This window comes from Sphaerisporangium viridialbum, from assembly GCF_049674955.1.
Classification (GTDB): domain Bacteria; phylum Actinomycetota; class Actinomycetes; order Streptosporangiales; family Streptosporangiaceae; genus Sphaerisporangium; species Sphaerisporangium viridialbum.
On record NZ_CP187232.1, the window covers coordinates 6,975,295 to 6,995,192 of the forward strand.

Sequence of the window (19,898 nt, forward strand, 5' to 3'; positions counted from 1 at the left end):
TCAGCTCGCCAGGAGCTCGGCGACGACGGGCAGGTGGTCGGTGGCGGCCTGGAGGTCGGCCGCGGCGGCGTCGACGCCGCCGCAGGACCGCACCGACAGCGCGGGGGCGGCGAAGACCACGTCCAGCCGCCTCCCAGGCGTCCTCGCCGTGAAGGTGAGGCCGTCGCCCCGGGGCGCCAGCGGATAGCAGTCGGCGAGGCGCCGGGTGAAGTACTGGAAGGCGGCCCCGCCCGGCTGCTCGTTGACGTCGCCCGCCAGCACGATCGGGGCCCCGAAGCGCTCGGCCACGCTCTCGACCAGGGCCATGATCTCGATGGCGTGGCACAGCCGGGCGGCGGCGACGAGGTCCAGGTGGACGGAGGCGACGGTGATCCTGCTGCCCCCGCACTCCACCACCGCGATGGCGACCGCGCGCCGCTCCAGCCCCATGAACGGCCGCAGCAGGTGGCCCTCGGCGTGGACCACCCGGGTGCCCGGCGCGGCCAGCACCGCCACGCCGCCCCAGCGCCGCCCGGCGACGACCCGCAGGCCGGCGGCCCTGGCCAGCTCCGCGCGCCTGCTCCGCCACCGGAGCAGGCGCGGGGCCTCCTGGACGCACAGCACGTCCGGCGCCATGGCCCTGATGACCCGCGCCAGCGCGGCGTTGTCGTCGTACATCGACCGCACGTTGTAGGTGCCGACGCGGATCACCATGGGGCCCCGGTGCCTGTTCCTCGTGCCAGGTGCCCGCTCAGGGATGCCTGGCGAGGTCGGCCGCGCCCACCAGACCGGCGGCCGGTCCGAGCTCGGCCGGGCGGATGTCGGCGTGCGGCCGGTGCTCGCGAGCGGTCAGCGCGCGGAGGAACGCCGCGCGGGCCTGGTCGATCCACAGGTCGGCGGCGCGGGAGACGCCGCCGCCCAGGATGAAGCACCCCGGGTCGAGCACGGCGGCGAGGTCGGCCATGCCATGGCCGAGCCACTCGGCCATGGTCGCGAACGCGGTCAGGGCCGCGGCGTCGCCCTCGCGGGCGGCCTGCGTGACGTGCTCGCCCTCGATGTCGGACACCGAGCCTCCGGCGAGCTCCAGCATGCGGCCGGCGCGGTCGGGCTCGGCGGCGGCGACCACCCTGGCGTCGTGGACCAGGGCGTTGCCGCTGGCGTACTGCTCCCAGCATCCGAGGTTGCCGCACCCGCACAGGCGGCCTCCGGGAACCACCTGCATGTGGCCCATCTCGGCGCCCATGCCCCACCGGCCGCGGTACAGCGAGCCGCCGAAGACCAGGCCGCCGCCGATGCCGGTGCCGACGGTGACGCACACGACGTGGCTCTCCCCGCGCCCGGCGCCGAAGCGGTATTCGCCCCAGGCCATCGCGTTGGCGTCGTTCTCCACCACGACGGGCAGGTTGACCCGCTCGGCGACCTTCTTCTGCAGGGGTTCCTCACGCCAGGCGAGGTTCGGGGCGAACCTGACGACCGACCGCGTCTCATCGACGAACCCGGCGGCGCCCAGCCCGACGGCCTCGACGTCGTGGCGGCTCGCGAGATCGAGCACCGCCTCGGCGATCGTGTCCGCCACCTTGTCGGGGCTGTCCGCGGGCGTGGGCCGCAGGAGGTTCTCCACGATGTGGCCGTCCTCGTCCACGACCCCGGCGGCGATCTTCGTACCGCCGATGTCAACGCCGATCGTCAGCGCCATTTCTCATCCCTTCCCCCCGAGAATCCCGCCAGGCCCTCAGCCCAGGTCGATGTGCTCTACTCGGGTGTCCGTGTCGCCGGGGCGCCTCGGCGTGGCGGGTCGCGACATGGCGTCGACCGCCTGGCGGAACGCGGCGAAAAGCTCGCCGCCCGCCGTGATCAGGTGGTCGGCGACGTCGCCGCCGGCGTCGCGCCTGGCGGCCTTGAGCCTGCAGACGGGGCAGGCCCGGCAGATGTACTCATCATCGTCATGCCCGGCCACCGCCTCGCTCCACACGTCTCCGGCTCCGCGTTTCGCGCCGCCGAAGGCCTGCCCCAGCCCCTGGCCGAGGCCGCTCACGCCGCCCTTGACGATGCCCTTGCCGAGCTCGCGGCCCGCCCTCTGCTGCAGCGAGTCGAAAAGCTTCCGCGCCTCGCCGGTGATCGAGCTCAGGGGGTCGGGCCGGTCGTCCCTGGCACCGCCACGGGGATCCTCGCGCCGCCCCGCCCGCTCGTCGTCGGCCGCCGCGCGCCGGTCGCGCTCCCTCAGCCACTCGTCACGGCTGACGCCCCGCTGGACGTCCTGCCGCTCACCGGCGCCGCCGGTGTGCTCGCGCCGTTCCTGCCGCCCGTCCTCGGGCAGGTCGCCGTGGTTCTCGTTCATTTCGGTCATCAGGCCCCTCCTGCCTCGAACCGTACCCGGAGGTGGCCGTCCCGGAGCGCCGCGTCCATGACCGATCTGCGGGCGAGCGCGGCGGGCAGCGCGAGGACCCGGCGGTAGGAGCCCGCGGTGACGATCAGCTCGTCGCCCTTCCTCGCCAGATCGACCTCGCTCTTGTCCGCCAGCGGCAGGGCGAGGGTCAGCTCGTGGACGTCGCCCTCGGACCGGATGGTCAGCGGGGGCTCGCCGGACGGCGGCGCGAACGGGTCGGCCTCGCCGTACAGCTCCTCCGCCAGCGCGGCCAGCGCCTCGTGCCCGACCGGCTCGGCGGGGAGGTAGGGCACCCGGTGGACGGGCAGCGGCGCGAAGGACTCCTCTACCGCCGCCAGGTGCCTGGACTGGGCCTCCACCCAGCCGCGCCGCCACGCGTCGGAGCCGTCGTCCGGGAACACCCGGTTGGCGACGACGGCGTCGACGCGGTAGCCGTACAGGCTCAGGGAGGTGAAGGTGCGGCGGGCCTCGGCGACCACGACGGCCTCGGGCGTGAGCACGAGCCGCACGGAGGCGTCGTCGCCGGTCAGCAGCTCGCGCACCCCCATGAGCCCGGCGTGCAGCCGCTCGCCCGCGCTCACCACGCCGTCCTCGGGGACGCTGAGGCGGGCGACGTGCCGGATCACCGGGGCCAGCGCCCGCATCAGCCTGCGGCCGGCGGGCAGCAGGCGGCTGACGTGCCAGTCGAGCGCCTCGGGAAGGGCGAGCAGGCGGAGCGTCTCGGCCGTCGGGGCGCAGTCGACCACGACGACGTCCCACCGGCCGGTGCGCACCTGCTCGCGCAGCTCCAGCAGGGCGATGATCTCTTCGGCCCCCGGCAGCACCGTGAGCTCCTCGGAGGTGATCTCGTCGAGGCCGAGCTCGGCCAGCAGGCCCCTGGCGTACTCCCGCAGGTCGCCCCAGTGGCGCTCCAGGGCACGCTGGGTGTCCACCTGCTGGAGGTAAAGGCCCGGGGCCGCCTCGGCGGGCTCGCCCGAGCCGGGCACGCCGAGCGCGTCGGCGAGGGAGTGGGCGGTGTCGGTGGAGACCACGAGCGTCTTCAGCCCTCGGCGGGCGGCGAGCGTGGCGGTCGCCGCGGCCACGGTGGTCTTGCCCACTCCCCCCTTGCCGGTGAAGAGGAGGATCCTCGGGGTCCCGGCGCTCATCGGCCCTCGACGCGCTTCTTGAGACCCTTGAGCGCGGTGTCGACGATGACCTTCTCGGCCTTGCGCTTGATCATGCCGATCATGGGGACCTTGAGGTCGACGGCCAGCTCGTACGTCACCTCGGTGCGCCCGCCCGCCTCCGCGAGGCGGTAGCTGCCGGTGAGCGCGGACACCATCTTGCCGGGCTCGGCGATGTCCCAGTCGACGGCCTCGTCGCCGCGCCAGCGGTAGGCCAGGGTGTACTCGTCGCTGATCACCCCGGCGTCGAGGACGAACCGCACGGTGGCCGGGCGCCCGTCGTCGCCCACGGACAGGACCTTCGCGGACTTCACCTGACCTGCCCACTCGGGGTAGGTGGCGAAGTCGGCGATGACCGCCGTGATGGTCGACGGGGCGGCGCCGATCGTGATGCTGGACGTGGTGCGATCAGCCATGGGCTTACCGTACTCGTTCACCGTTCCCGAGCGAACGTCCGCACGGCCGATCTTCGAAGTCGCGCGGCGCTCATGCGGGGCGGGGCTCAGAGGTCGAGGGCGAAGGGGCTGCCCCGGCCGCGGAAATGCCCGACGTTGACGCATTCGGTGCGGCCGATGCGGGTGCGCGCGGCCAGCGGCTGGTGCACGTGGCCGAAAAGGGCGTAGCGGGGCTGGGTGGCCTTGATCGCCTCCAGCGTCGCCCGGCTCCCCCGCTCGAACCGCCGCGCCACCACGTCGTACAGCAGGCCGGGGACGGCGGGCGGGATGTGGCAGCAGAGGACGTCGACGGCGCCGACCGCCTCGACCTTGCGGGCGAACTCCTCGTCGTCGACCTCGTTCGGGGTGCGGTAGCGGGTGCGCAGGCCGCCACCCACGAACCCGAAGGTCAGCCCGCCGATCTCGGCGGTCTGGCCGTCGAGCACGTGATGACCGTCCCTGACGTAGTCGCCCCACAGACCTGGCAGGTCGACGTTGCCGTAGGTGAGGTAGGCGGGCGTGGGCATGGCGGCGAAGATGCGCGTGTACTGCTCGCGGACGGCTCCCTCGATGTGGTCGCGCGGCTCCCCGCCGAGGGACGCCCACAGCGCGGCGGACATGCTCCGCGCCTCCTCGAAGCGGCCGGCCGTGCGCAGCGCGATGAACTCCGACGCCCGCTCCTCGCCGAACATCTCGCCGAAGATGCCCTGCGAGGGGTCGTGGTAGTCGACGAAGAGGATCAGATCGCCGAGGCAGATGAGCACGTCGGCGCCCTCTCCCGCGCGGGAGAGGGCGTCCGCGCGCCCGTGGACGTCACTGACGACATGGACCCGCATGACGGACATCGTAGTACCCGGGCCATACCCGACCTAGCGCTTGGCCGCCAAGAGACGACACGCGCGAGGTCACCGGCTCGGGCCGGGCGGGCCGCCGGACGACCCTGATAGCGTGAATCGGCCGTTATGAACGGTGGGTGACGGACTATCCCCGCGCGACGCGAAGCGATAGCGTCCAGGCAGCCCTCCGGCAGAGACATCCTTCCTGCGTGCACCCAGAGGAGTGACCGTGCGCGAGTACAGCGTTCCCGTGCTGGTGGACGTACCGGCATCCGCCAACTGCGCCGACACGGTGTTCAGGCGCGGCGACCAGGAGCCCCAGGCAGTGGTGATCAGCCGCAAGGCCGGCGACGCCTGGGCCCCCGTCACCGCCGCCGAGTTCCGCGACCAGGTCGCCGGGGTGGCCAGGGGCCTGATCGACGCGGGCGTCGAGCCGGGCGACCGCGTGGCGCTCATGTCGCGCACCCGCTACGAGTGGACGGTCGCCGACTACGCCATCTGGGCCGCGGGCGCGGTGAGCGTCCCGATCTACGAGACCTCCTCCGCCGACCAGGTGAGCTGGATCGTGTCCGACAGCGGCGCGAAGGGCGTGATCGTCGAGACCGGGTCCCACGAGGAGACCGTGAGGCAGGCCCTCTCCGGCGTCGCCGGAGACCCGGTCATCTGGCGCATCGAGGGGGGCGCGTTCGCCGAGCTGACCGCCGCCGGCGCGGACGTGCCCGACGAGACGTTCAAGGAGCGCCGCCGCGCGCGCGGCGGCCGCGACCTCGCCACGATCATCTACACCTCGGGCACGACGGGCCGTCCCAAGGGCTGCCGCCTCACCCACGACAACCTGCTGTTCACGGCGCACAACGTCGCGAAGGGCCCGCTGGAGGCGCTGTTCGAGGTCGACGGCCGGGCCGCGCTGCTGTTCCTGCCGCTGGCCCACAGCTTCGCCCGCATCATCGAGGTCGTGCTGATCGAGACCAGCACCGTCCTCGCGCACACCCCCAACATGAAGAACGTCGCCCCCGACCTGCAGTCCTTCAAGCCGACCTTCCTGCTCGGCGTGCCCCGCGTGTTCGAGAAGGTCTACAACGCCGCCGAGCAGAAGGCCTCCGCCGGGGGCGGGCTCAAGAGCAAGATCTTCCACCGCGCGGTGGACACCGCGATCGCGTGGAGCCGCGCCGAGAGCTCCGGCGGCGCCGGGCTCGGCCTCCGGCTCAGGCGAGCCCTGTTCGACAGGCTCGTGTACGGCAAGCTGCGCGCGGCCACCGGTGGCAGGCTCAACGCGGCCGTCTCCGGCGGCTCGGCGCTCGGCGAGCGGCTCGGCAACTTCTTCAAGGGCGCGGGCATCGAGATCTACGAGGGCTGGGGCCTCACCGAGACCTCCGCCCCCTCGACCGTGAACATCCCGGGCGCCAACAAGATCGGCACCGTCGGCAAGCCGTTCCCCGGCGTGACCATCGGCGTCGCCGACGACGGCGAGGTGCTGGTCAAGGGCCGCCACGTCTTCGACGGCTACTGGAACAACGAGCAGGCCACCGCCGAGGCCGTCGACGCCGACGGCTGGTTCCACACCGGCGACGTCGGCGAGCTGGACAAGGACGGCTACCTGCGGATCACCGGCAGGAAGAAGGAGCTCATCGTCACCGCCGCGGGCAAGAACGTCGCGCCCGCGCCCCTGGAGGACCGCATCCGCGCCCACCCGCTGGTCAGCCAGGCCATGGTGGTCGGCGACGACCGGCCGTTCGTCGCGGCCCTGGTCACGCTGGACCCCGAGGCCCTCGACCAGTGGAAGGACGCCAACGGCAGGTCCGGCGCCTCGCTCGCCGAGCTCACCTCCGACCCGGCCGTGACCGCCGCCGTCCAGGCCGCCGTGGACGACGCGAACACCCAGGTCTCCAAGGCCGAGCAGGTGAAGAAGTTCGTCATCCTGGAGACGGACTTCACCGAGGAGAGCGGCCACCTCACCCCGTCGCTCAAGGTCAAGCGCAACCTGGTCGTCCGCGACTTCGCCAAGGACATCGACGCCCTCTACGGCTGACGAGTCGAGGCCAGTCGCGTCCGGGCCGGGGCGCGGTCGGCGGTCCGGGCCGGGGCGCGGTCGGCGGTCCGGGCCGGGGCGCGGTCGGCGGTCCGGGCCGGGGCGCGGTCGGCGTCCATGAGCGGCAGGCGGAGCACGAACCGCGCGCCTCGCGGAGAGTCCTCGACCGTGAGGGTTCCTCTGTGGGTCTTGGCGGTCTCCCGGCAGATGGCGAGGCCGAGCCCGCTGCCGCCCGGGTCGCGGCGCCGTCCGTCCGCCAGGCGGACGAAGGGGTCGAAGACCCGCTCGCGGTCCCCGGGAGCGATGCCGTCACCGTCGTCCAGCACGGTCACGACGGCCTGGTCGCCCACGCGTTCCACGGTGACGTCGACGCGCGAGTGAGCGTGCCGCTGCGCGTTCGTCAGCAGGTTGCCCAGGACTCCGATCAGCTGCAGCCGCCTGCCGAGCACGACCAGCTCGCCGCCGCCGCGGATCCGCACCGGCGTGCCGTGGGTCCTGGCCTCCACCTCCTCCCGCACGAGCGCGGCGAGGTCGAGCGGCGCGGGGGGTGACATGTGCGTCTTCTTGACCCGCGTGTACGCCAGCACCTCGTCGATGAGCGCCTGGAAGCGCTCCGCCGTCCTGAGCGTTCTCCGGATGGTCTCGTGCGGATTCACTTCGTCGGGGTAGGTCAGCGCCTCCTCGAGTTGCACCCGCAGGGCGGCGACCGGTGACCTGAGCTCGTGCGAGGCCATGGCGGCGAAGCGGCGCTGGTAGGTAACGGCCTGCTCCAGCTGCTCGAGGAACTCGTTGGAGGTGCGGGCGAGCCGGGCGATCTCGTCGTCGCCGGGCGGCTCCGGGACCCGCGTGCTCAGGTCGTTCACCGTGGCCTCGCACACCATCTCGCGGATCGCCGCCACCGGACGCAGCGTCCGGCCCACGACGCTCCAGGTGATCCAGGCGACGGCGGCGGAGATGAGCAGCACCAGGGCGGCGATGGCGCCCTCCAGGTAGCGCGTGGCCAGGATGGCGGGCTCTTTGGTCCCGGCGTACACGTAGTGGCGCTCGCCGCCCCACAGCAGCAGGTTCGCCTGCGGAAGGACCCGCATGGCCACGACCAGGAGGCAGCCGCCCTGGGGCGGGCACTCGGTGAGGTAGCGGGGGCGCTCGTCGATGAACCGGTCCTTGCTGATCGGCGGCAGCCGCGCCGCCGACGTGCTGGCCGCGACCACCCCGCCACGGGAATCGACGAGCTGGAGGTAGTCGACGTGACCCATCGCCTCGGGCGGCGCCACCAGGCCCGGTCGCATCGACGCGATCCAGTCGATGGCGGCCCGTTGCGTCTCGCCGTAGATGTGATCCTCGATCCTGTTGCGGATGCCGAGGTCGAAACCGACACCGATCACGGTGAGGACGATCAGGGACAGCATCCCCACGGTCAGGGTGAAGCGACCCTGGATCGAGCGCGGACGTGGCAGCCGGTGCCATCTGAACCTCAAGGCGAATCTTGCTCCCTATATCCGGGCAAACGCGAGGAGAATAAACGTAACGCCATCTCTTTGCATATTCAGCGCGCTTTACCGCCAATCACCACAATGCATACAGAAAGCAAAACAATTTATTACCGATCGCTGGCCTGGTGCTTACCGTCCGGACGGCGGGCGGGCCACCGGGGCGCATTAAGGTCTACGTCAGCCCAGGTCACGGCAATGAGACCAGCCGCGCGCTCGAGCCCCCGGTCGCCCGCGGCATCGCGGCGACGGGCGGCCCCGGCACCCGTTCATGGCAGGACGATCTCAATCCAGGGACTCATCGTGATCCCACCGGTCATGGCAGGGGGCAGCCGGGTACGGCACGGCATGGCGAACACGTCTCCGGCGTCGTAGTAGGCGGGCAGCCCTCTACGGCCGAGGCCGCGCCCCGGGCCACCTGACCCGGCCGCCACAAGAGCTCATCGATGCCGTGAACACGTCTATACGATGGCTTGGCGAGGTGTTGGCGCGATCCCAAAGGGTGGACATGGTTGAGAGCGTAAGCACCGCCAAGCGCGGCCGGCCGGGCCGGAGCGGCGGGGGCGGTCCCGAGGTCGACCTGCGGCAGTTGCTGGCGGGGCTCACGGCGGTCCGCGACGGAGACTTCGGCACCCGGTTGCCCGAGGACGGCGACGGGCTCTACAAGGAGATCGCGACCGTCTTCAACGGCATGGTCGACCAGCTCTCGCTGTTCACCTCCGAGGTGACCCGCGTGGCCAGGGAGGTCGGCACCGAGGGCCAGCTCGGCGGGCAGGCCGAGGTGCCCGGCGTCTCCGGCACCTGGAAGGACCTCACCGACTCGGTGAACGCCATGGCGGGCAACCTCACCGACCAGGTCCGCAGCATCGCCCAGGTCACCACGGCGGTCGCCAAGGGCGACCTGTCGCAGAAGATCACCGTCTCGGCCCGCGGCGAGATCCTCGAGCTCAAGAACACCATCAACACGATGGTCGACCAGCTCTCCTCCTTCGCCGACGAGGTCACCCGCGTCGCCCGCGAGGTCGGCACCGAAGGGCGGCTGGGCGGCCAGGCGCAGGTCACCGAGGTCGCGGGCACCTGGCGCGACCTCACCGACTCGGTGAACTCCATGGCCGGCAACCTCACCGACCAGGTCCGCAACATCTCGCAGGTCGCCACGGCCGTCGCGCGCGGCGACCTGTCGCAGAAGATCACCGTCTCGGCCCGCGGCGAGATCCTCGAGCTCAAGAACACACTGAACACGATGGTCGACCAGCTCTCCTCCTTCGCCGACGAGGTCACCCGCGTCGCCCGCGAGGTCGGCACCGAGGGCCGCCTCGGCGGCCAGGCGGACGTCAAGGGCGTCTCCGGCACCTGGAAAGCGCTCACCGAGTCGGTGAACGTCATGGCCGACAACCTCACGGCCCAGGTGCGCAGCATCGCCGAGGTCACCACCGCGGTGGCCAAGGGCGACCTGTCGCAGAAGATCAGGGTGGACGCGCGCGGCGAGATCCTGGAGCTGAAGGAGACCATCAACACGATGGTCGACCAGCTCTCGGCGTTCGCCGACGAGGTCACCCGCGTCGCCCGCGAGGTCGGCACCGAGGGCAACCTCGGCGGCCAGGCGACCGTCCGGGGCGTGTCCGGCACCTGGAAGGACCTCACCGACAACGTCAACGTCATGGGATCCAACCTCACCGGCCAGGTGCGGTCGATCGCCCAGGTGGCGACCGCGGTGGCCAGGGGCGACCTCTCCCAGAAGATCACGGTCGAGGCCAAGGGCGAGGTGGCCGCGCTGGCGCAGACGATCAACACGATGGTCGAGACGCTGAGCGCCTTCGCCGACGAGGTCACCCGCGTGGCCCGCGAGGTCGGCACCGAGGGCCAGCTCGGCGGCCAGGCCCGCGTGCCGAACGTCGCCGGCACCTGGAAGGACCTCACCGACAACGTCAACTCCATGGCGAACAACCTCACCAGCCAGGTCCGCAACATCGCCCAGGTCACCACGGCGGTCGCCCAGGGCGACCTGACCAAGAAGATCGACGTCGACGCGCGCGGCGAGATCCTGGAACTCAAGACCACGATCAACACGATGGTCGACCAGCTCTCCTCCTTCGCGGCCGAGGTCACCCGCGTCGCCCGCGAGGTCGGCAGCGAGGGCAGGCTGGGCGGCCAGGCGGAGGTCGAGGGCGTCTCCGGCACCTGGAAGCGCCTCACCGAGAACGTCAACGAGCTGGCCGGCAACCTCACCCGGCAGGTGCGCGCCATCGCCGAGGTGACCAGCGCGGTCACCTCGGGCGACCTCACGCGCTCGATCACCGTCGACGCCTCCGGCGAGGTGGCCGAGCTCAAGGACAACATCAACTCCATGGTGAAGTCCCTCAGGGAGACCACCAGGGCGAACCAGGAGCAAGACTGGCTCAAGACCAACCTGGCCCGCATCTCGGGGCTCATGCAGGGCCACCGCGACCTCGCCGTCGTCGCCGAGCTGGTCATGAACGAGCTGGCGCCCCTGGTGTCCGCGCAGCACGGCACCTTCCTGCTCGCCGAGGAGACCGCGGGCGCCACCGAGCTGCTGGTGGTCGGCAGCTACGGCCACCAGGAGGTGTCCCGCCGGTACGCCCTGGGCGACTCGCTGGTCGGGCAGGCCGCGCTCGCCAAGCGCACCATCCTGGTCGAGGAGGTCCCCCCGGGCTACCTCACGATCTCCTCCAGCCTCGGCCAGGCGGGCCCGGTCAACCTCATCGTGCTGCCCATCGTGGTCGAGGACCAGGTTCTCGGCGTGATCGAGCTGGCCAGCCTCAACAGGTTCACGCAGACCCACCGCGACTTCCTGGAGCAGCTCGTCGAGACGATCGGCGTCAACGTCAACACCATCGTCGCCAACGCCCGCACCGACGCCCTGCTGACCGAGTCGCAGCGGCTCGCGACCGAGCTGCAGGTCGGCCAGGAGGAGCTCCAGCGCTCCAACGCCGAGCTGGAGGAGAAGGCCGAGCTGCTCGCCCAGCAGAACCGCGACATCGAGACCAAGAACATCGAGATCGAGCAGGCCCGCCAGGAGCTGGAGGACCGCGCCCAGCAGCTCGCGCTCGCCTCGAAGTACAAGAGCGAGTTCCTGGCCAACATGAGCCACGAGCTGCGCACACCGCTCAACTCGCTGCTGATCCTCGCCCAGCTCCTCGCGCAGAACCCCGCTCGCAACCTCACCGCCAAGCAGGTGGAGTACGCCAACGTCATCCACTCGGCGGGCACCGACCTGCTCCAGCTCATCAACGACATCCTCGACCTGTCCAAGATCGAGGCCGGCAAGATGGACCTCACCCTGGAGCCGTTCCACATCCGCCAGCTCCTCGACTACGTCGAGGCGACGTTCAGGCCGCTGACCACGGAGAAGGGGCTGCGGTTCGACGTCAGGGTGGGCTCGGACGTCCCCACCCAGCTCCTGATGGACGAGCAGCGGCTCCGCCAGGTGCTGCGCAACCTGCTGTCCAACGCGGTGAAGTTCACCGAGGCGGGCTCGGTGCGGCTCCGCGTCGAGCGGGCCGGTGAGATGGACCTCCCCGCCGGGCCGAGGCAGCAGGCCCTCGCCTTCCACGTGGTGGACACCGGCATCGGCATCGCCGAGGAGAACCTCTCGCAGATCTTCGACGCCTTCCAGCAGGCCGACGGCACCACGAGCCGCAAGTACGGCGGCACGGGCCTCGGCCTGTCCATCAGCCGCGAGATCGCCACGCTGTTCAACGGCGAGATCCGCGCGGTGAGCACCCTCGGCGAGGGCAGCACGTTCAGCCTCTACCTGCCGATGACGCACTTCTCCGGGGATCCCGCCACGGCGCCCTCCCCTGCCGCGTCCTTCGGCGCCCAGCCGTTCGACACGGCGCCGGCGGAGGCGGTGGAGCTGCCCGCGCCGGCCGGCCCCGGCGGCGCGCCCGGTGAGAACGGGCGCCGCCTGCTCGTCGTGGAGGCCAGGCCGAACGGGCTGCTGTCCCTGCTGGCGCAGAGCGTCGTGAGCGATCTGACGGAGACCCACGGGCCCGTACGGGTGACCACCGCCAGCAACCCCGACAGCGCGCTCGCCGCGCTGGTCCGCGATGGCTACCACTGCATCGTGCTCGACCTCGGCATGCCGCACGACGCGGCGGCGGAGTTCCTGCGCAGGCTCGACGAGGACTCCGTCCTGCGCTCGCTTCCGGTGCTCGCCCATCACACGCGCAAGCTCACCCGCCCCCAGGAGAACCTCCTGCAGGGCCGCTCGCGCACCCAGCCGCTGGAGCGCCTGCCCAGCCTGGACGAGCTTCGCGAGCGCATCACGCTCCACCTGTCGGCGAAGGGGCCCGGCGATGTGCTGCCCCTGGTGCAGACCACCCCCGACGAGGTGGCCCGCGACGTCGAGAAGGTCGACAGCGCCCTGCTCGGCCGCAAGGTGCTGGTGATCGACGACGACGTCCGCAACGTCTTCGCGCTGACCAACATCCTCGAACTGCACGGCATGCAGGTGCTCTACGCCGAGAACGGCCGCAAGGGCATCGAGGTGCTCATGCGCAACGACGACGTCGACCTCGTGCTGATGGACATCATGATGCCCGAGATGGATGGGTACGCCGCGACGGCCGCGATCCGCGAGATGCCCCGCTTCGCCAACCTGCCGATCATCGCGGTGACCGCCAAGGCCATGCACGGCGACCGGGAGAAGACCCTCTCCTCGGGCGCCAGCGACTACGTCACCAAGCCCGTGGACGCCGAGGAGCTCATCGACCGCATGCAGCGCTGGCTGGAGCTGTGAGGCTCGGGCCGGCGACGAACTGACCCCCGACGCCCGAAAGCCGAGATGCTCACCTCAGGCCGTCGGCCGAGCCGGTGTCGGGGGCCCAGCCGGTGTCGGGGGCCGAGCCGGTTTCCGTGCGGCCGGGGCCGGGGTGGGACAGGAGCCCTGCGAAGCGGTCGGCCACGAGGTCCCAGCGCCACTCGCGCTCGATCCAGGCGCGGCCCCGCTCGCCCATCTCGCGGGCGCGGGCCGGGTCGTTCAGCAGGGCCGTCAGGGCCGACGCCACCGCGGCCGGATCCTCGCCGTCCACCACCACGCCCGTCTCGCCGTCGCGCACCGCGTCGGGCGCGCCGCCGGAGGCGCCCGCGACGACCGGCAGCCCGGTGGCCGACGCCTCCAGGTACACGATGCCGAGGCCCTCCACGTCGAGCCCGCCCAGCCGCGTGCGGCACGGCATGGCGAACACGTCACCGGCGTCGTAGTAGGCGGGCAGGGTGTTCCACGGAACGGACCCCGTCAGGATGACCGAGTCGTTCAGGCCGGCCGAGCTGATCGCCTGTTCGAGGGCGCCGCGGGACGGCCCGCCGCCGACCAGCAGCAGCACGGCGTCCGGCACGTCCCGCAGCACCGCCGGCCAGCAGCGTACGAGCGTGTCCTGCCCCTTGCGCGGGACCAGCCGGGAGACGCACACCACGACGGGCCGTTCGCCGATGCCGAGCGACACCCGCACCCCGGCGCCGCCCGCACCCCGGTGGAAGGCCTCGGTGTCCACGCCTGGCGCGAGCCGTACGAGCTTCGCGGGCGGCATCACCCGCGCCAGCCTCTCGCGGGTGTAGTCGCCGAGGTAGGTGATCGCGTCCGCGTGGGAGCCGATCCTCGCGAGCAGTCCCCGCACGAGCGGCACGCCCGCCCAGGCGGCCTCGTGGCCGTGGGTCAGCATGACCACCCGCCGCGCTCCCGCCGCGCGCATCGAGGGCGCCAGGATGCCGAGGGGCGCCGCCGCGCCGAACACGACCGTGTCGCACCCCTCCTCGCGCACCAGCGCGGCGGCCCGCCTGGCGACGTCGGGCACGGGCAGCATCAGCGACGTGGGATGCCGCACGACGCGGTACGGCTGCCGCGCGTCGAACTCCTGCCAGCCGTCCCACCGGGGCGCGTAGACGGTGACGGAGCCCGGCGGGCGGCGTACGGCGAGCGCGTGCACGAATGCCTGGATGCCGCCGGGCCTCGGCGGGAAGTCGTTGGTCACGACCAGCGTCTTCGCGTGCCCGGGGTCGCACTCGGGCGGGGTCACGGCTCCGGCAGCCCGTGCAGGCGGGCCCAGGAGCGTGCGAGGGCGAGGCGCTGCGGGCTCGTCGGGTGGGACGCGTACATGAGGTACTCGAAGGCGTCGGGCGACAGGTCGGAGATGTTGGTCACGGCGAGGCGCTTCTGCATCGCCGCGAACGTCGCCGGGTCGCGGGTCAGGTCGAGCGCGTGCACGTCCGCCCTGGTCTCGATCTGGCGGCTGACGACGTTCTCGGCGGGGCCGGAGAGCACGGTGGCCAGGCTCATCAGGCCGAGCAGGAGCCCGACCGCCCGGGGGTCGCCCACCGACGCGACGCCGGCGCGGCGCCGCACCGAGGGGAGCGAGACCACCATGAACAGCAGACAGGCCCCGGCGGCGGCGCCGAGCGCGCCGACCAGCGTGCCGTACAGGACGTCGCCGTTCTTGGCGTGGCCGAGCTCGTGGGCGACGACCAGCTCGACCTCGCCCGCCGGCGCCCGCAGCAGCGTGTCGTACACGACGATGCGCCGCGTCGCCCCGAACCCGGAGACGTAGGCGTTGAGCGCGGTGGTCCTGCGTGAGGCGTCGGCGACCAGCACGTCCTCGACGGGGACGCCGTCGCGGCTCGCCATGGCGATCAGGTCGCTGCGCAGCCGCCCCTCAGGCAGCGGCGTGAAGTCGTTGAACAGCGGCTCCACGACGACCGGGTAGACGAACGAGGCGACCACGGTGAGCAGGAAAGCCCCCGCCGCCGCAGGGATCCACCAGCGCCGCGGCGCCCGGCGGGCCAGCCACACTATGGCCAGCACCATGATCGCGACCAGCACGGTCTGGACGCCGAAGGTCTTGAGCCGGTCGGCCGACCAGGCGGGCCAGTGCTGCGTGGACAGGCCGAAGGCCCGCAGGCGGGTCTCGTACCACATGCCGAGCGGCCACTTGACCAGCAGGCTCAGGGCCGAGAGCGCGAGGACGCCGAGCAGCGTGCGCAGCCACCACGGCCCCCTGAGGCGGCCCGTGACCCACGCGCCGAACGGCGTCAGGACCAGCACGCCCGCGACGACCAGAGTGACCGCCAGCGAAAGGTACACAGGGACGTTGACGGCGGCGTCGAACGCGGCGGCGCGGGAGATCTGCCCGGGGGTGAAGTCGCGCGCGGGATCGGGCGTCACGGCCGGGGCGGCACCCGGCAGCGGCCGCCACGGCGTGGTGACCGCGACCACGGCGGCCAGGGCCACGCCCAGCACGACGAGCGCGATGCCCGCCGCACGCGCCGCCCCGCCCGCGCGCACGCCGCTGCGGGCCTCATCGATCAGCCCCGCCATCCCACCGGCCCCCTCCCCCGGACGCCCGCTCCATGCCCCGGGCGGCCCGCCGCCGTGGCGGCCGGGCCCCTCACATCACGCCTGGGGCGCGGGGTCGTCGTCACGAGAGCTCCCTTCGGACGTACTCACGCCAGGCGGCGGTGAACTGCTCCGTGGTCATGCCCAGAGCCCGGCCGAGCGCGGTCCGCGGGTCACTTCGCATGGACTCACGGTAGAGGGTCACAAGGGCCCGCTCGCCGAAGCGCCCCGCGACATACCGGCAGGCGAGCCACGCCTCCTCGTACGCCTGCGCCAGCCGCGCGGACCCGGCGGCGAACAAGGCCGGGCCCGGGAGCGCGCCCGGCAGGCTCCCGGCACGCACCTCGGCGGCCAGCTCGGCCGCCGCGGAGGCGACGGGGATCCCAGAGCGGAGGTAGCCGACGTAGTCGGCGAACCCCTCGATCAGCCACTTGGGCGTACGCCCGTCGGTCGCCGCCCCGGTGGCGACGTGCGTGAGCTCGTGGGCCAGGACGACGTCGCGGCCCGCGCCGGTCAGGCGGGCGAACGAGCTCGGCTCGATGATCACGCGGTCGGTGCCGGCCACCGCGGCCAGCCCGCCCACCGCGGCGGGCGCGGCGAGCCTCGCGGCCTGGTCGGTGGTCGCGGGGACCAGGATGAGCGGCCGTACGGGGCCCGCGACCCGGGACACGGTGCGGGCGGCGCGGTCGGCCCTGCGGGCGAGGTCGGCCAGGCCCGCGAGGCCCGGGCCGCCCGCGCCGCCCGGCCGTCCGATGACGGCGGAACGCACGCCCCGTACCACCTCGGCCCCTGACCAGATCTCCGGACGCTCGCGCATCACCGAGCCCGCACGAGACCACGGGCCGTCGCCGGCGGGGGGACCCGACAGCGCGGCCAGCAGCCCCGCCAGTGCGGCCCAGAGCCAGACGACGCGCATGCGGGCAATCTACCTGCCCGCTCCCAGGGCCCGGCCCGCCCGCACCCGCCCGCTCCGGCGGACCCGGCCCGCCCCACCAGCCCGCTCCCTCGGACCCGGCCCGCCCCACCCGCCCGCTCCGGCGGGCAGGGGCGGGGCCGGAGACGTGCGAAGGCCCCGTCCGCCTCGAGGGGAGAGAGGTGGACGGGGCCCTCACGACCTTCGCGTGCTCAGCGTGCCGCCGGAGAGGCTTCTCGGGAAAGGAGTCCTGGGAAGTCCCCTGGCACGCGGGTCACACTCCGGGGCGGACCGCTCCAACGAAGGCGGCCTTGCGGTAGCCGCTCAGCTTGTCGATGCGCACCCGCGCACCGCTGTGCGGGGAGTGGATCATCTTGCCGTGCCCGACGTACATGCCGACGTGACCGAGGCCGCTGAAGAACATCAGGTCGCCCGGCTTGAGGTTCTTCCAGGAGATCTTCTTCTTCACAGAGCGGAACTGGCTGGCCGCGATGCGAGGAAGCTTCACGCCGGCCTTGCGCCAGGCGTACATGACGAGCCCTGAGCAGTCGAACGCGCCGGGGCCGCTGGCACCCCACCGGTACGGATCGCCGACCTGCTTCTTGGCCACGGAGACGGCCGTGTGCGCCTTGATTCGCTGTTTGGCGACCTTGCTCAGCTTGGAGGAGCTCTGAGCGGTGGTCACCGTGGCGGCGTCAGCCGCCGTCGCCTGCATCGCGACCGCCCCGGCCGAGGCCGTCATGGTGAGCACGACACCGCCGAGGGAGAGACGGGCGAAGCGAGACAGGCGGGGGTTATGCGTGGTGCTGGACAGGATCGCTCCTTGATTCTTCCACTCACGCCTACCGGGTTAGCTGACGGATTCGGGCTTGGAAGTCGCCCTACGGCACCAACGGCGCCGATTCACCCCCTGACCCCACATTTAGGATCAATTGGGTCCCCGGTTCCGTGCTCCTTGCCGCACGGATTCGGCAGGTCACCGCTGCCTGCGGTCCTGATTCGCGCCTTACTTCGACGGCGGTGACCAATGGATTTGTTCTGCGGTACATCGACCGGTCGGACCGGCTTCGCTCACGACGGCATGGCGTGCTCGCCGCGGCCCAGAAGCTACACAGATCCTCAAATGTAGGCAAAGGCGCGGGCAAGTCCCTAGATCAATTACCGGTGATCGATAACGCATAATGCCTGCAAATCAGGGGCCTCATTTACCTAAATGTGATTCCCCTCACATATCCCGAAACGGCACCACTCGCGAGTCACAGCCGTCACTCCCGCCCCAGGAGTCGGCGATCTTGTGCCGAGGGTTTCGGTCATCGGGATCCGCAAGAACTGTTCCGCAACAACTCTTGCGCAGCAGCCGTTGCGCATGCCAGCCTGGTGCCATGGATCAAGAGAACATCCGTACGATCACCGACTCGCGGGTGCTCGCCGCCCTGGCCCACCCCCTGCGGCGCCGTCTCATGGACGTGCTGAAGGTGGACGGCCCCTCGACGGCCAGCATGCTCGCCGAGCGCACCGGCCAGGCCGTCGCCAACGTCAGCCACCACCTGCGGGTGCTGGGCGCCAGCGAGCTGATCGAGGAGGCCCCCGAGCTGGCCCGCGACCGCCGCGAGCGCTGGTGGCGGCTGGTGTCGGCCGGCGTGCGCTGGTCCACCAAGGACTTCGGCGACGACCCGGCCGCGGCGGCCATCGCCAACGCCGCGACCTCGCTCAACCTCGACCACCACGTCAGCCTGGTACGCGCCTGGTACTCCGCCGGGGACGACGAGCACGAGGCCTGGGGGGACGGCCCGTTCGCCACCGACAAGTGGCTGCGCCTGACGCCGTCCGAGCTGTACGAGCTCTCCAAGGAGGTCACCGCCCTCTTCGACCGGTGGGCGAAGCGCGAGGTGCCCGACGACGGGGAGCGGCGCGACCCGGTGTTCCTGTTCGCCTTCGGCGTCCCGGGGCAGCCGTGAGCGACGCCGGCACCCAGACCCACACCGGCGCCGCCGGTCCCACCGGCCCGGGCGCCGTACGCCGCCGCAGGGGCGGCCTGTTGCGCGACCGCGACTTCCGGCTGCTGTGGACCGGAGAGACCGCCAGCAGCTTCGGCAGCACCCTCACCAGCGTCGCCCTGCCCCTGGTCGCGATCACCGTCCTGCACACGAGCACGTTCGTCGTGGCACTGCTGACGGCGGCGGCGTGGCTGCCCTGGCTGATCATCGGCCTGCCGGCCGGGGCGTGGGTCGACCGCCTCCCCCGGCGGCCGGTGATGCTGATCTGCGACGCCGCCTCGCTGCTGCTGTTCCTCAGCGTCCCGGTGGCCGCCTGGTGGGGCCGGCTGACCATCGGCCATCTGCTGGCCGTCGCGCTGCTCGCCGGCACCGCCAAGGTGTTCTTCCAGACCGCCTACCAGGTCTACCTTCCCGCCGTGGTCCCCGTCGCCGACCTGCCTGAGGGCAACGCGAAGCTCCAGGGCAGCGAGTCGGCCGCCCAGGTCGTGGGCCCCGGTCTGGGCGGCCTGGTAGCGCAGCTCTTCGGCGCCGTCACCGGCCTGCTGGTCGACGCGCTGACGTTCCTGGTCTCGGCGCTCTGCCTGCTCGCGATGCGCACACGCGAGGCGTCCGTCAGCCGGGCACGCCGGACGACCACGCTGCGGCGGGAGATCGGCGAGGGGCTGCGCTTTGTCGCCCGCGATCCTTATCTCCGCGTGCTCACGGTCTTCGGGGCCGTCAGCAACCTCGCCCTCATCGGCTACCAGTCGATCTTCATCGTCTTCCTGGTCGGTGAGATCGGCGTGAGCCCCGGCACGGCCGGCGCCCTGATCGCGGCCACCAGCCTCGGCGGCGTGGCCGGCGCCGCGAGCGCCACCCGGATCTCGCGGCGCCTCGGAAGCGCCCGCGCCCTCATGGTGTGCGAGATGATCGGGGCGCCGTTCGGCCTGCTCATCCCGCTGGCGAGCCCGGGCCCCGGCCTGGCGTTCGTGGTCGTGGGAGGCCTCGGCGTCGTCGCGGGCGTGGTGGCGGGCAACGTCATCAAGTCGACCTTCCGCCAGATGTACTGCCCCCGCGAGCTGATGGGCCGCGTCTCGGTCAGCATGCAGTTCGTCAACTACGGCACGCTCCCGCTGGGCGCGTTGATCGCCGGGGTGCTCGGTGAAGCCATCGGCGTCCGCCCATCGATGTGGATCATCACGGGAGCCCTGGCGCTGACGGGTCTCGTCCTGCTCGCCGGGCCGATCCGCCGCGACAGGGACCTGCCCACGGCGCCCCCGTCCGCCGTCAGGGCAGGATGAGCCGCTCCTCCCGGCGGGTCACCTCACCCAGCCGGGCAGG

Annotated in this window: 15 protein-coding genes and 1 riboswitch; of the genes, 4 read left to right on the top strand and 11 right to left on the bottom strand. The window is 72.1% G+C overall.

Annotated features, from left to right (window positions below):
• From ACOZ38_RS31570 to ACOZ38_RS31595, 6 genes are all read right to left on the bottom strand, one after another.
• The gene (locus ACOZ38_RS31570) at positions 1-693 is read right to left on the bottom strand and encodes an endonuclease/exonuclease/phosphatase family protein (protein WP_424534734.1); all 693 of its coding nucleotides are present in this window, start codon (positions 691-693) and stop codon (positions 1-3) included.
• Positions 694-730: 37 nt separating this feature from the next.
• Positions 731-1,675 (bottom strand): ROK family glucokinase, encoded by a 945-nt coding sequence (locus ACOZ38_RS31575; RefSeq protein WP_424534735.1) that lies wholly within the window; start codon positions 1,673-1,675, stop codon positions 731-733.
• A 36-nt stretch (positions 1,676-1,711) separates the two neighbouring features.
• The gene (locus tag ACOZ38_RS31580) at positions 1,712-2,326 is read right to left on the bottom strand and encodes a hypothetical protein (RefSeq protein ID WP_424534736.1); all 615 of its coding nucleotides are present in this window, start codon (positions 2,324-2,326) and stop codon (positions 1,712-1,714) included.
• Positions 2,326-3,510, bottom strand: coding sequence for an ArsA family ATPase (locus ACOZ38_RS31585; protein ID WP_424534737.1), 1,185 nt, complete (start codon positions 3,508-3,510; stop codon positions 2,326-2,328). Before ACOZ38_RS31585 ends, ACOZ38_RS31580 begins: the two co-directional genes overlap by 1 nt.
• Positions 3,507-3,944: an SRPBCC family protein gene (locus ACOZ38_RS31590; RefSeq protein ID WP_424534738.1), complete on the bottom strand. Its 438-nt coding sequence runs from the start codon at positions 3,942-3,944 to the stop codon at positions 3,507-3,509. The genes ACOZ38_RS31585 and ACOZ38_RS31590 overlap by 4 nt, the downstream gene beginning before the upstream one ends.
• Before the next feature lie 86 nt (positions 3,945-4,030).
• The gene (locus tag ACOZ38_RS31595; protein ID WP_424534739.1) at positions 4,031-4,798 is read right to left on the bottom strand and encodes a metallophosphoesterase family protein; all 768 of its coding nucleotides are present in this window, start codon (positions 4,796-4,798) and stop codon (positions 4,031-4,033) included.
• A 229-nt stretch (positions 4,799-5,027) separates the two neighbouring features.
• Here ACOZ38_RS31595 and ACOZ38_RS31600 point away from each other — a divergent pair, with 229 nt between their 5' ends.
• The gene (locus ACOZ38_RS31600) at positions 5,028-6,827 is read left to right on the top strand and encodes an AMP-dependent synthetase/ligase (RefSeq protein ID WP_424534740.1); all 1,800 of its coding nucleotides are present in this window, start codon (positions 5,028-5,030) and stop codon (positions 6,825-6,827) included.
• On the opposite strand, the gene ACOZ38_RS31605 is transcribed toward ACOZ38_RS31600, so the two are convergent.
• Entirely contained in the window at positions 6,818-8,305 is a 1,488-nt protein-coding gene (locus ACOZ38_RS31605; protein WP_424534741.1) for a sensor histidine kinase, read from the bottom strand. The genes ACOZ38_RS31600 and ACOZ38_RS31605 overlap by 10 nt on opposite strands.
• Before the next feature lie 520 nt (positions 8,306-8,825).
• On the opposite strand from ACOZ38_RS31605, the gene ACOZ38_RS31610 reads away from it, so the two are divergent.
• A complete protein-coding gene (locus tag ACOZ38_RS31610) occupies positions 8,826-13,079 on the top strand; it encodes a HAMP domain-containing protein (RefSeq protein ID WP_424534742.1) in 4,254 nt (1,417 codons plus the stop codon).
• A 49-nt stretch (positions 13,080-13,128) separates the two neighbouring features.
• Here the strand turns inward: ACOZ38_RS31610 and ACOZ38_RS31615 are convergent, their stop codons facing one another.
• The 4 genes from ACOZ38_RS31615 to ACOZ38_RS31630 all read right to left on the bottom strand — a co-directional run bounded on the left by ACOZ38_RS31615 (position 13,129) and on the right by ACOZ38_RS31630 (position 17,323).
• Positions 13,129-14,355: a glycosyltransferase family 4 protein gene (locus ACOZ38_RS31615; RefSeq protein WP_424534743.1), complete on the bottom strand. Its 1,227-nt coding sequence runs from the start codon at positions 14,353-14,355 to the stop codon at positions 13,129-13,131.
• Positions 14,352-15,650 carry a M48 family metallopeptidase gene (locus ACOZ38_RS31620; RefSeq protein ID WP_424534744.1) on the bottom strand — a complete coding sequence of 433 codons (1,299 nt, stop codon included), beginning with the start codon at positions 15,648-15,650 and terminating at the stop codon, positions 14,352-14,354. The genes ACOZ38_RS31615 and ACOZ38_RS31620 overlap by 4 nt, the downstream gene beginning before the upstream one ends.
• 100 nt (positions 15,651-15,750) lie before the next feature.
• Positions 15,751-16,584, bottom strand: coding sequence for a hypothetical protein (locus ACOZ38_RS31625; protein ID WP_424534745.1), 834 nt, complete (start codon positions 16,582-16,584; stop codon positions 15,751-15,753).
• 271 nt (positions 16,585-16,855) lie between these two features.
• Positions 16,856-17,323: a C40 family peptidase gene (locus tag ACOZ38_RS31630; RefSeq protein WP_424534746.1), complete on the bottom strand. Its 468-nt coding sequence runs from the start codon at positions 17,321-17,323 to the stop codon at positions 16,856-16,858.
• A gap of 82 nt (positions 17,324-17,405) precedes the next feature.
• A riboswitch (cyclic di-AMP (ydaO/yuaA leader) is annotated at positions 17,406-17,565 on the bottom strand.
• A 398-nt stretch (positions 17,566-17,963) separates the two neighbouring features.
• On the opposite strand from ACOZ38_RS31630, the gene ACOZ38_RS31635 reads away from it, so the two are divergent.
• Together ACOZ38_RS31635 and ACOZ38_RS31640 are read left to right on the top strand one after the other, a co-directional pair.
• Positions 17,964-18,539: an ArsR/SmtB family transcription factor gene (locus ACOZ38_RS31635; RefSeq protein ID WP_424534747.1), complete on the top strand. Its 576-nt coding sequence runs from the start codon at positions 17,964-17,966 to the stop codon at positions 18,537-18,539.
• Positions 18,536-19,858, top strand: a complete 1,323-nt coding sequence (locus ACOZ38_RS31640) for an MFS transporter (RefSeq protein WP_424534748.1) — start codon at positions 18,536-18,538, stop codon at positions 19,856-19,858. The genes ACOZ38_RS31635 and ACOZ38_RS31640 overlap by 4 nt, the downstream gene beginning before the upstream one ends.
• Positions 19,859-19,898: the final 40 nt, after the last annotated feature.